Raw genomic sequence first — 12,100 nt, forward strand, 5'->3', positions numbered from 1 at the left:
GCCGGGCAGCGCTAGCCTGTCCCTCGTGACCACCGCCGTTCCCGCCGCGCCCCTCGGCCGCGTCCTCACCGCCATGGCGACCGCCTTCCACGCCGACGGGTCGCTCGACCTCGACGGCACGCAGGCGATCGCGCGGCACCTGGTCACCAACGGCAACGACGGGATCGTCGTCTCGGGCACGACGGGGGAGTCGCCGACCACGACCCAGGCGGAGGACGGCGAGATCCTCGCCGCCGTGCGCGACGCCGTCGGCCCCGACGTCGTCCTCGTGGCGGGCGTCGGCACCAACGACACCCGCACGTCCGTCGAGCTCGCCCGCCAGGCGCGCGCGAGGGGCGCCGACGGCGTGCTGCTCGTGACGCCGTACTACAGCAAGCCCGCCCAGCGCGGCATCCTCCACCACTTCCGCCAGGTGGCGGACGCCGCCGAGCTGCCCGTGATGCTCTACGACATCCCCGGGCGCACCGGCTCGCAGATCGCGATGGCCTCCTACGAGGAGATGGCCTCGTGGGACGAGGTCGTCGCCGTCAAGGACGCGGTCGGCGACCTCGTGCGCGGGCACCGCATCTCCCAGCTCGGCTTCGCCGTCTACTCCGGTGACGACGCGCTGAACCTCGGCTGGCTCGCGTACGGCGCGGTCGGCGTCGTCTCCGTGTGCGGCCACGCGGCCGGCAACGAGCTGCGCGCCATGGTCGAGGCCCACCTCGGCGGCGACGCGCTCGGCGCGCACCAGGTCTTCACGCGGTTGCTCCCCGCGTTCGACGCCATGATGGGCGTCCCCAACTACGGAGCCACCACCGCCAAGGCTGCGCTGCAGCTGCTCGGCGTCCTCCCCAACCGGAACGTGCGCAGCCCGCTCGTTCCCCTCGACGACGCGGAGGTCGCCGCCCTGCGGGCCGGCCTCGAGGCGTCGGGGCTCATCCCCTAGGAGATCGCTTGTCCCACCCCCACCCCGAGCTGACCGCTCCTCCGACTCTGCCGAAGGGTGGCCTCCGGGTCATCCCGCTGGGCGGCCTCGGCGAGGTCGGCCGCAACATGACGGTCTTCGAGTACGACGGCCGCCTGCTGGTCGTCGACTGCGGCGTCCTGTTCCCCGAGGACCACCACCCGGGCGTCGACCTGATCCTCCCGGACTTCGCCGCCATCCGGGACCGCCTCGACGCCATCGAGGCGCTCGTGCTGACGCACGGCCACGAGGACCACATCGGCGCCACGCCGTACCTCCTGCGCGAGCGCGGGGACATCCCGCTCGTCGGCTCGAAGCTGACGCTGGCGCTGCTGGAGAGCAAGTTCCGCGAGCACCGGCTGAAGAACACGGTGCACCACGTCGTGGCCGCGGGCGACGTCATCTCCTTCGGGCCGTTCGAGCTCGAGTTCGTGGCCGTCAACCACTCGATCCCCGACGCGCTGGCGGTGGCGATCCGCACCGGCGCCGGGCTGGTCCTGCACACCGGCGACTTCAAGATGGACCAGCTGCCCCTCGACGGCCGCATCACCGACCTCAACGCGTTCGCGCGGCTGGGGGAGGAGGGCGTGGACCTCTTCCTGACGGACTCCACGAACGCCGAGGTCCCCGGGTTCACGACCCACGAGAAGGACATCACCCCGTCGCTGGACCGGGCGTTCTACAACAGCAGCCAGCGCATCATCGTGGCCTGCTTCGCCTCCCACGTGCACCGCGTGCAGCAGGTGCTCGACGCCGCCGTGAAGCACGGTCGGAAGGTCGCCTGGGTGGGCCGCTCGATGGTGCGCAACATGGGCATCGCCCGCGAGCTCGGCTACCTGACGGTGCCCCCGGGCCTCATCGTGGACGCCAAGGAGCTCGGCAAGCTGCCGCCCCACCAGCAGGTGCTCATCTCCACCGGCTCCCAGGGCGAGCCGCTGTCGGCCCTGAGCCGCATCGCGCAGCGCAGCCACAGCTTCGTGCACCTGGAGGAGAACGACACGGTCATCCTGGCCAGCTCGCTCATCCCCGGCAACGAGAACGCGGTCTACCGCGTCATCAACGGCCTCTCGCGCCTCGGCGCCAACGTCGTGCACAAGGGCAACGCGATGGTGCACGTCTCGGGCCACGCCAGCGCCGGCGAGCTCCTCTACTGCTACAACATCGTGAAGCCCCGCAACGTGCTGCCCGTGCACGGCGAGGTGCGGCACATGCGGGCCAACGGCGACCTCGCGCGGGCCACCGGCGTGCCCGCCGACCGCGTGCTGCTCGCCGAGGACGGTGTCGTCGTCGACCTGGTCGACGGGGTCGCGTCGGTCACCGGCAAGGTCGAGTGCGGCTACGTCTTCGTCGACGGCTCCACCGTCGGCGGCATCTCCGAGTCGTCGCTGAAGGACCGCCGCATCCTGGGCGAGGAGGGCTTCGTCTCCGTCATCGTCGTCGTCGACACGGTGACGGGGAAGGTGCTGAGCGGGCCCGAGATCCACGCCCGCGGCTTCGCCGAGGAGGCCTCGAAGTTCGACAAGGTCCGCGGTCCGCTGCTGGCTGCCGTCGAGCAGGCGATGGCCGACGGCACGACCGACACCTACCAGCTGCAGCAGACCATGCGCCGCGTCGTCGGCCGCTGGGTCGGCAACCAGCTGCGCCGCCGGCCGATGATCGTCCCGGTGGTCGTCGAGGCCTGAGGCCCGCACCCGCACCGCTCGTACGACGCGCACCGGCGCCCGGCTCCCTCGTGGGGGCCGGGCGCCGGTGCGTCGGGGCCGGGCGGGGCGCTCAGACCTCGATGCGCACCGAGGAGCCCATCGGTACCGCCTCGACGAGCCGCAGCCGGGCGAGCGCGGGGTGCTCCTCGAGCAGCCGCGCGCCGTTGGCGAGCGCCCGCAGCGACGCCACCTCGGCGCGGGCGCGCTCGAGGGACGCCTGCCCCTGCAGGCGGGCGGTGAGCTGCGCGGCGTACGCCTCGCGAACCTCCGGCGGCAGCACCACGTCCTTGAGCACGACCTGGCGCACCTCGATCCCGAGGTCCGCGACCCGCGAGCGCGCGGCCTCCGTCAGGGCCGTCTCGTCGAGCGCCGGGCCGCGGCCGCGCACGAGGTCGTCCGTGGTCGCGGCTCCCACCACGTCCCGAACCGCGAGCTGCGCGGCGAGGTAGAGCAGGTCCGTCGGCTCGTCGGCCGCCGCCACGTGCACGGCCGCGTCGACCACGCGCCAGCGCACGGTGACGGTCGCCTGCACCACGACGCCGTCGGCGTCGGGCACGCGCTGGGTGGCGGTGGTGAGCAGCTGCTCGGTGGTCGGCACCCCGGTGTACGTCGCGCGCCGGGGGCGCCGGTAGCGGCCGGGCTCGAGGAGGCGGCGGACGGCGCCGTCGACGTGCTCGACGCAGACCTGGCCGGCGGGGACCGTCAGGTGGCGGACGAAGGGGTTCCAGGACTTCGGTGACATGGTGCGGTGCCTCCTTCCGAGGCGTCGGGTGGTGCTGTGCGGTCAGGTGCGGGTGGTGCGGGTGGGGCCCGGCCGCCGGCCGGACCGGGGACGGGGAGCCGGACGTCGTGCTGACCGTCCGGTCCGCTGGTCCCGGGTCGTGCTGCCGGCGGCCGGACCCCGGGGAGCCGGTCCGACGTGCGGTGTCCGGCAGACAGCCGTCGACAGCGGCAGTGGCGGGGTACGAGGCGCGGGACCACGCTCCGGCAACGCCGTCGTGGCCGCTGATCCCGCCGCCGCAGGACCCTACGGGCGGGCCGTGCCCCGGCGCACCCGGTTTTTCCGAGCCCTCAGGGTGTGCGGTCGACGACGCAGTACGGCGCGCCGCTGGGGTCGGCGAGCACCGACCACCACTGGCGCCGGTCGCGGACCTCGGCGCCCAGGGCGACGTGGCGGGCCACCTCCGCCTCGCGGTCGTCGCAGGCGACGTCGAGATGGGCCGTGACGCGGGGCCGGTCGTCGTCGACAGCCTGGACGAGCAGGCGCAGCGGCTGCCCGGCGGGCCGGTGCAGGGCGGTGAACCCCCGGAGGTCGCTCGGCCGGGCGGGCCAGCCGGTGAGGGCGCCCCAGAACGCGGCCTCGTCGTCGTGGAGCGCGGCGGGCGCGTCGAGGCACACCTGGTCGACCAGCGAGCGGCCGCCGGGCCAGGCGACGGGCGGGGTCCGCAGCGCGGCCGGGTGCGCGACGAGGCAGAACGGCAACCCGCCCGGGGAGTCGAGCACGACGTACCCGTGCTCGCTGCGGTGCACCACCCGGGCGCCGAGCCCGACCGCGCGTCGCGCGGCCCGCCCGGGGTCGGGCACGTGCAGGTCGAGGTGCAGCCGGGTGGGGGCGTCGGCGGGGCCGGTGGCGACGCGCTGGGCGCGGAGGTGGTCGTGGCCCCCGGGCGGGACGAGGGTGGTGAACTCGTTCGCGTCGCCGCGGGGGACGGAGAGGGTGGAGCCGCTGACCGCTGCCCAGAAGGCCGGCACCCGGTCCCAGTGCGCCGGGGCCACGTCGAGGAAGGCACTCACCCAGAACGGGCGTCCGGCGGTCGCGTCGTCGGTGGCGACGGGCTTGTGGAGGACCGCCGAGGTCGGCGCGACGACGAGGTCGTCGCCCACCACACGGGCGGTGCCGTCGACGAGGAGCGAGAAGCCCGGGGCGTCGGCGGGCGGCCACACGACCGTGACGCCCGGGCGCGTCGCAGCGTTGCGCAGCGAGCCGCCGCCGGGGGAGGGGAGCAGGAGCGTCCCGTCAGCAGCCGGCACGGGGGCGACGTGCACCGCCTTGGGGTGGGTGCCGCCCGTGGTCAGCAGGTAGGGGTGGTCACCGGTGCCGGGCGCGGCGATCGCGGCGGCCAGGTCCGCGAGGGCGACGGGGATGCTCATGCGCGTGACGCTAGCCCTCGCCGCGGGCCAGGGCGGCCAGCACGCCGAGCACGATGAGCACTCGCCCGACGTGGTAGGTCGTCATCACCGCGACGTGCGGGTACGGCGCCACCCACCCCCGCGGCCGGTCGAACCGGTCGAGCGCCAGCACCGTGTCGCTGACGACGAAGACCGCGGCGCCGACCACCACCAGGGGCTCGCCGGTGGCGCCCGCGGTGAGGAGCATGGCCCCGATGACGGCCGTGTAGACCGCCACGGGGAGCGCCGTCGCGGGCCCGTCGTCGCGCAGCACGCGCGGCAGCACCGTCCGCGTCGCCGCGAGGGAGCCGAGCAGCACGACGGCGGCGGCCGCCACCCACCACGACCAGCCGGCGCCCAGGGCGACGAAGGCCGCGACGTACGCGAGGTGGCCGACGAGGAACGCGGCCAGGCCCGCCAGGAAGCGCCCGCGGGAGTCGCCGAGGAGGAACGTGTCGCCGACGGCGCCCAGCAGCAGCGCGACGACGAGCCAGCGCCCGGCGGTGGTGTCGAGCACCCCGCCGGCGAGCGCGGCCGCCGTCAGCGCGAGGAGCACGACGGGCTTGACCAGGGCCTCGGTGCGCCGGTCCTCGCGCGCGACGGCCCACCAGTCCAGGAGGGCGGTCACGGCGACGAGGCCCCACGCGAGGGCGGGTACGGCGGTCGTCTCGACGGGCACCGCCGCAGCATCGCAGGTCAGCGGCCGGCAGGGACCTCGTCGGGGGACGCGTCCCGCGCCGCCCCCAGGTCGAGCACGGTGTCCATCCGGTCGAGGCCGGCGGTGCCGTGGGTGATCCACACGACCGAGCGTCCCGCGGCCGCGTCGAGGAGGTCGGCGGTCACGGCCTCGGCGGTGGCGGCGTCGAGGTGCGCGGTCGGCTCGTCGAGCACGAGGACCGGGGTGTCGGCGAGCAGCGCCCGGGCCAGGCCGAGGCGGGCGCGCTCCCCGCCGGAGACGCCCCGCCCGCCGTCGCCGACGCGGGTGGCCAGGCCGTCGGGCAGGTCGGCGAGCCACAGGTCGAGCCGGGCGCGCCGGAGCGCGTCGGTGACCTCGGCGTCGCTGGCCCCGGGGCGGGCGAGCCGCACGTTCTCGGCGACGGTGGAGGCGAAGAGGTAGGGGTCGTCGTCGACCAGCCCCGTCCGGCGCCGCACCTCGTCGGCCGCGAGCGTGCTGACGTCGACGGCCGGGTCGCCCAGCAGGTGCCGGCCGTCGCGGGGGCCGAGGAACCGCACGAGCACCGCGGCCATCGTCGACTTCCCGCAGCCGGACGGTCCGACGACGCCGACGTGGCTCCCGGCCGGCAGGTCGAGCTCGAACGGGCCGACGCCCGTGTCGTCGCTCCACCCGGCGGTGGCGTGCTGGAGGCGGACATCGGCGGCGCCCGGGCCTGCCGGCAGGGGGGCGGGGTTCGCCGGGTCGGCGACGGCGGGCGGCAGGGCGTCGAGGTCGGCGATGCGCGCGGCCGCCACGGTGGTGGAGACGCGCAGCGCGCCCGCGTCGGCCAGGGGCGACACGACGTCGGCCAGGGCGAGCGGCAGGAGCAGCAGCAGCGCCAGCACCGGGGCCCCGACCTCGCCGGCCGCCAGGGCGTCGGCCCCCAGGAGCGCGACGACGACGACCGCGAGCGCGGCGGCGACCGGGGCCCACGCGCGGGCGAGCGCGATCCAGGCGGCGTCGCGGGTGGCGGCCGCGGCCAGGTCGCGACCGGCGGCGCGCACCTCGGCGCGGGCCACCTCGTCCTGCTGCCAGGCGACGAGCTCGCGGGCGTCGGCCAGCGTGCCGAGCACCCGGTCGGCCACCCGGGCCCGGGCGGCGACGGTGCGCGCGGCGGTGCGGCGCACGCCGTACCGGCCCGTGCACCAGGCCGCGACGGCGGCGAGCGCGGCGACGCCGACGGTGGCGGCCCCCGCGGACGGCAGCAGTGGTACGGCGACCGCCCCGGCCAGGGCGAGCACGCCGACGACGGTCGCGACCGGCATCCGCACCCGCAGGCGCTCGTCGAGCAGGCTGTCGACGTCGTCGACGACGGTCGCGAGGAGGTCGCCGCGGCGGCGACCGCCGAGGCGGCCGGGCACGAGCGGGACGAGCGCGTCGTAGACCCGCGCCCGGCGCTCGGCCAGCTCACGCAGCGCGACGTCGTGGGAGACCAGGCGCTCGGCGTAGCGCAGCGCCGGGCGCCCCAGGCCGAAGGTGCGCACCCCGACGATCGCCACCATGAGCATCAGCACCGGCGGCTGCTCGGAGGCCCGCACGATGAGCCAGCCCGCGGTCGCGGTGAGGGCGACCCCGCAGGCCGAGGCGAGCACGCCGAGGGCGACCGCCAGCACCCAGCGTCGCCGCGCCGCCGCCGGCGTGGGGTCGGGGGCGGGAGTGGGGGTTCCCCCGCCTACGTGGGGAGACCTGTGGTCTGCGGCCGATGCCTGGCTCGCTGAGACCAGGTCACCCCGCCTCTGCGGGGAGACCTGGGGCGCCTGGGGCCCCTCGGACAGGGCGATCCGGTGGTCGGCGGCGGCGACGAGGGCGGGACGGTGGGCGACGGCGACGACGCAACGGGTGCGGGCCAGGTCGCGCACGACGTCGACGAGCACGCGCTCGGTCTCGGCGTCGAGGTGGGCGGTGGGCTCGTCGAGCAGCACGTACGGGCGGTCGCTCAGCACGACGCGGGCCACGGCGAGGCGGGCGCGCTGGCCGGCGGAGAGCCCGGCGCCGTCCTCGCCCAGCTCGGTGTCGAGTCCGTCCGGCAGGGCGCGCACGACGCCGCCGAGCCGGACCGCCTCGAGCGCGGCCCACACATCGGCCTCGGCGGCGCCCGGCCGGCCCACGAGCAGGTTCGCGCGGATCGTGGTGCCCGCGAGCCACGGTCGCTGGCTCGTCGTGGCGAGGTGGCGGCGCCAGAGCGCGGGGTCGACGCCGGCGAGGTCGGTGCCGCCGACCCGCAGCGAGCCGGCGTACCCCAGCTCGCCGCGCAGCGCCGCCAGCAACGTCGACTTGCCGCTGCCCGAGCGGCCGACCACGACGGTCAGCCCGCGGGCGGGCACCACCGCGTCGAGCCCGTCGACGACGGGGGAGGTGGCGCCGGGCCAGGTCACCGTGAGGCCCTCGAGGCGCAGGTCGCCCTGGAGGGGGTACGGCGCCGCGTCCGGCTGCGGGGCCGTCCCCCTGGCCTCCGGCACCTCGCCGACGGCGCCCGAGGTCAGCGCGTCGATCGCCTCGAACGTGGCGGTGCCCTCGGCGGCGGCGTGGAACTCGGCGCCGACGCGGCGCAGCGGCCAGTACGCCTCGGGCGCCAGCAGCAGCACGGCGAGCGCGGTCTGCAGCTCGAGACCCCCGTGGGCCAGGCGCAGACCGACGAGCACGGCGACGAGTGCCACCGAGATGGTGGCGATCAGCTCGAGCGCGGCGGACGACGCGAACGCGAGGCGCAGCACGTCGGTGTTCGCGCGGCGGTAGCGGTCGGTCACCTCACGGATCCGCGGCGCCTGGGCGCGGGCCCGGCGGTGCGCGACGAGGGTGGGCAGCCCGCGGACCACGTCGACGAAGTGCCCGGCGAGCTGGCTGAGCACCCGCCACTGACGGTCGGCGCGCTCCCGCGTCGTCATCCCGATGAGGATCGCGAAGACCGGCAGCAGCGGCAGCGTGAGCACGACGACCAGCGCGCTCATCCAGTCCAGCGCCGCGATCGCGAGCACCGTGACGGCGGGGAGGACGACCGCCAGCACGAGGGCCGGCAGGTAGCGGGTGAGGTAGGGCTCCACCGCGCTCGTGCCGCGCGTGGCCAGCAGCCCGAGCTCGCCGAGGCGCTGCCGCCCGTCGCCCGCGGCGACCCCGCCGGGGCTTGCGAGGGCCTGGCGCAGCACGACGTCGCGCAGCCGCACGCCCACGATCCCGGCGGCGCGGGCGGCGGCGACGTCCCCGGCGTACGCCGTCGCGGCCCGCCCCAGCAGGACGGCGACGAAGACGCCCAGCGCCGTGTGCCACCCGCCGCCGGCCGCGTCGTCGACGAGACCGGCGACGACCGCGGCGAGGGCCAGCGCCTGCACGACCAGGAGGGCGGCGCCGAGGGTGGCGGCGACCAGCACGACGGCCAGCGGTCGCCGGGCGGGGACCAGGTGGGGGAGGACCCGGGGGTCGACGGGCTTCACGGCGCTTCCTCTCGGCCGTCGCGCGCGGTCAGCGGGCGGAGTCGGCGAGCCGGGCGGTCGGGATGTGCCGCGTGGAGATGCGCTTGCGGAACACCCAGTAGGTCCAGGCCTGGTAGCCGATGACGATGGGCGTGAACACCAGGGCCACCCAGGTCATGATCTCCAGCGTGTACGGCGTGGCCGCCGCGTTGGTGGTCGTCAGCGAGTACGCCGGGTCCGTCGTCGACGGCATGACGTCCGGGAAGAGCGCCAGGAACAGCCCGGCGACGGCCAGCACGACGGTGAGGAACGTGCCGAGGAACGCCCAGCCCTCGCGTCCCGCCCGGGCCGCGCCGATGCCGGCGACGAGGAGGGCGGCGGCGGCCACGAAGGCGGCGGCCGAGGCGAGGTCACCGGTGCGCAGCTGGGTCCAGGTGAGGAACACGACCGCCGCGACGGCCGCGGCCAGCCCGATCCGCACCGCGAGGGCGCGGGCCCGGTGACGGATCTCGCCGTCCGTCTTGAGCGCCACGAACATCGCGCCGTGGGTGAGGAAGAGCAGCACCATCACGACCCCGCCGAGGAGACCGAAGGGGTTGAGCAGCGTGAGCAGGCTGCCGGTGAAGTCCTTCTCGGCGTCGATCGGGACGCCGGCGGTGATGTTCGCGAACGCGACGCCCCACAGGAACGCGGCGGTGAACGAGCCGCCGATGAGGGCCGTGTCCCACCGGGCGCGCCACTGCGCGGTGTCGCCCTTGTGGCGGAACTCGAAGGACAGGTTGCGCAGGATCAGCGCGACCAGGATGAGCAGCAGCGGGAGGTAGAACCCGCTGAAGAGGGTGGCGTACCACTCGGGGAAGGCGGCGAACGTCGCGCCGCCGGCCACCAGCAGCCACACCTCGTTGCCGTCCCACACGGGGCCGACGGTGTTGATCATGACGCGCCGCTCGGTCTCGTCCCGGGCGAGCACCGGCACGAGCATGCCGACCCCGAAGTCGAAGCCCTCGAGGGCGAAGTAGCCGATCCAGAGGACGGCGATCAGGACGAACCAGACGGTGGTGAGCTCGAGTCCGAGCACGGTGGGTCTCCTCGGTGCGCGCGGTCGGCGCGCTCAGTAGGCGAAGGTCAGGGGCGCGTCGGCGTCGTGGTCGTCACGACCCGGGTCCGGCGGCTCGGCGAACGGCTCGGGGCCCTTGCGGACGGTCCGGGCCAGCAGCTTCAGCTCGATGACGGCGAGCACGCCGTACAGGGTCGTGAGGGTGACCACCGAGATGAGGGCCTCGGGGATGCTGACGCCGGGGGAGACGCCGCGCTCGGTGGTCATGAGGCCGAAGACCACCCACGGCTGACGGCCCATCTCGGTGAAGATCCAGCCCATCGAGTTGGCGGCCACGACGACCACGGGCAGGGCGATGCCGAGGCGGCCGACCCAGGCGCGGTGGACGACGTCGTCGCGACGGCGCCGGGTGAGCCACAGGACGAGCGCGGCGCCGGCGGTGCCGAGGGCGCCGAAGCCCATCATCCAGCGGAACGTCCAGTAGGTGACGGGGATGTTGGGCACGTAGTCGGACGGCGTGTAGTACGTCGCGCCGGGGTCGCTGCCGTAGGTCTCCGCGTAGGTCTCGCGGAGCTCGTTGATGCCCTTGACCTCGCCGTCGAAGGTGCCGGTGCCGAGGAAGGAGAGCAGGCAGGGGACGGTGACCGCGAACTTCTCCTCGCGCCCGTCGGGCGTGCCCACGGTGAAGACCGAGAAGGGGGCGCAGGACTCCTCGGACTCGTAGAGCGCCTCGGCGGCCGCCATCTTCATGGGCTGCACCTCGGTCATGATCTTGCCCTGCACGTCACCGGAGACGACGACGCCGATGCCGGCGACGAACAGGACGACGGCCGAGATGCGCATCGCGCGGCGGTACATGGTCCGCTCACCCGCGGCCTCGGCGAGGACCGCGGGGGCGGTGCCCGCCTCGACCTCCTCCTCGGTGGCGACGCGGCCGCCGTGGCGCTTCGAGACGTAGAGCCAGGCGCTGACGCCGATGACGAACGCGGCCGCGGTCATGTACGCCGCGAGCACCACGTGCGGGAACGTCACCAGCTGCACCTTGTTGAACATCACGGCCGCGAAGTCGGTGAGCTCCGCGCGGCCGCTCTCCTCGTCGTAGCGGTAGCCGACCGGGTGCTGCATCCACGAGTTGGCGGCGAGGATGAACCACGAGGAGGCGAGCACGCCGAGGTGGACGATCCACATGCAGGCGGCGTGCACGAGGCGGGGCAGCTTGTCCCAGCCGAAGATCCACAGGCCGAGGAAGGTCGACTCGAGGAAGAAGGCCAGCAGGCCCTCGATGGCGAGCGGGGCGCCGAAGACGTCACCGACGAACCGGGAGTAGTCGGACCAGTTCATGCCGAACTGGAACTCCTGGACGATGCCGGTGACGAGGCCCAGCGCGAAGTTGATGAGGAAGAGCTTCCCGAAGAACTTCGTGAGCCGCAGGTAGTCCGGGTTCCTGGTCCGCAGCCAGAAGGACTCGAACAGCGCCACGATCAGCGTCAGCCCGATGGTCAGCGGCACGAACAGGAAGTGGTAGACGGTCGTGATCCCGAACTGCCACCGGGCGATGTCGACGAGCTCCATTGCTGCGTCTCCTCCAGGTCGGTGTGGGGCCGGTCGTGACCGGCCTGCTCCTACGACACTGCGTAGTAGGTACTACGCATCGTAGTACGACGGAACTCGTAGGTACACTGGTGCCGTGCCCGCATCCCGCAAGAGCTCCTCAAGGTCCGCGCTCGGTGATCTCGAGCGCGCGGTGATGGACGTCCTGTGGTCCCAGGCCGCCGACGTGACCCTCACCGTCCGCGACGTCCACGCCGAGGTCTCGGCCCGGCGCGAGGTCGCCTACACCACCGTCATGACCGTCATGGACCGCCTCGCGCGGAAGGACCTCGTGGTCCAGGAGCGCGACGGCCGGGCCTACCGCTACCGCGCCGGCGCCTCCCGCGGGGAGATGACCGCCGCCCTCATGCGCGGCGCGCTCGAGGACATCGGCCAGCAGGACCGGGCCGGTGCGCTCGTCGCCTTCGTGGGGGACGCCAGCGCCGAGGAGCTCGACGCGCTGCGCGCCGCGCTCGCTCGGATCCCGGGCGAGGCCGGCGGCTCCTGACCGCC

General features: G+C 74.9%; 9 protein-coding genes. 3 read left to right on the plus strand and 6 right to left on the minus strand.

Translation table 11 applies throughout. The features are described from left to right. The first annotated feature begins 25 nt into the window (after positions 1-25). Both dapA and INN71_RS09950 read left to right on the plus strand, forming a co-directional pair. Entirely contained in the window at positions 26-928 is a 903-nt protein-coding gene (gene dapA / locus INN71_RS09945) for a 4-hydroxy-tetrahydrodipicolinate synthase (RefSeq protein WP_277498752.1), read from the plus strand. A gap of 8 nt (positions 929-936) precedes the next feature. Continuing rightward, positions 937-2,628, plus strand: a complete 1,692-nt coding sequence (locus INN71_RS09950; protein ID WP_277498753.1) for a ribonuclease J — start codon at positions 937-939, stop codon at positions 2,626-2,628. Between the two features lie 91 nt (positions 2,629-2,719). Here INN71_RS09950 and INN71_RS09955 read toward each other — a convergent pair whose 3' ends face one another. The 6 genes from INN71_RS09955 to INN71_RS09980 form a co-directional block, all read right to left on the minus strand. Continuing rightward, positions 2,720-3,391, minus strand: coding sequence for a slipin family protein (locus INN71_RS09955; protein WP_277498754.1), 672 nt, complete (start codon positions 3,389-3,391; stop codon positions 2,720-2,722). A gap of 329 nt (positions 3,392-3,720) precedes the next feature. Then, the gene (locus INN71_RS09960; RefSeq protein WP_277498757.1) at positions 3,721-4,800 is read right to left on the minus strand and encodes a VOC family protein; all 1,080 of its coding nucleotides are present in this window, start codon (positions 4,798-4,800) and stop codon (positions 3,721-3,723) included. Positions 4,801-4,810: 10 nt separating this feature from the next. Next, entirely contained in the window at positions 4,811-5,497 is a 687-nt protein-coding gene (locus INN71_RS09965) for a lysoplasmalogenase (RefSeq protein ID WP_277498759.1), read from the minus strand. A 17-nt stretch (positions 5,498-5,514) separates the two neighbouring features. Then, positions 5,515-8,961 carry a thiol reductant ABC exporter subunit CydD gene (gene cydD, locus INN71_RS09970; protein ID WP_301800168.1) on the minus strand — a complete coding sequence of 1,149 codons (3,447 nt, stop codon included), beginning with the start codon at positions 8,959-8,961 and terminating at the stop codon, positions 5,515-5,517. A gap of 28 nt (positions 8,962-8,989) precedes the next feature. Continuing rightward, a complete protein-coding gene (gene cydB, locus INN71_RS09975) occupies positions 8,990-10,018 on the minus strand; it encodes a cytochrome d ubiquinol oxidase subunit II (protein ID WP_277501066.1) in 1,029 nt (342 codons plus the stop codon). A 33-nt stretch (positions 10,019-10,051) separates the two neighbouring features. Next, complete coding sequence (locus tag INN71_RS09980) at positions 10,052-11,569, minus strand: cytochrome ubiquinol oxidase subunit I (RefSeq protein ID WP_277501067.1); 1,518 nt, start codon at positions 11,567-11,569, stop codon at positions 10,052-10,054. 115 nt (positions 11,570-11,684) lie between these two features. Here INN71_RS09980 and INN71_RS09985 point away from each other — a divergent pair, with 115 nt between their 5' ends. Further along, complete coding sequence (locus tag INN71_RS09985; RefSeq protein WP_277501068.1) at positions 11,685-12,095, plus strand: BlaI/MecI/CopY family transcriptional regulator; 411 nt, start codon at positions 11,685-11,687, stop codon at positions 12,093-12,095. Positions 12,096-12,100 lie beyond the last annotated feature (5 nt).

Source organism: Nocardioides sp. ChNu-153 (assembly GCF_030466625.1).
GTDB lineage: Bacteria > Actinomycetota > Actinomycetes > Propionibacteriales > Nocardioidaceae > Nocardioides.

Excerpts from the sequence above, each read along its gene's own strand:
- INN71_RS09955 (WP_277498754.1), bottom strand. The coding sequence starts at position 3,391 with ATGTCACCGAAGTCCTGGAACCCCTTCGTCCGCCACCTGACGGTCCCC.
- INN71_RS09960 (WP_277498757.1), bottom strand. The coding sequence starts at position 4,800 with ATGAGCATCCCCGTCGCCCTCGCGGACCTGGCCGCCGCGATCGCCGCG.
- INN71_RS09980 (WP_277501067.1), bottom strand. The coding sequence starts at position 11,569 with ATGGAGCTCGTCGACATCGCCCGGTGGCAGTTCGGGATCACGACCGTC.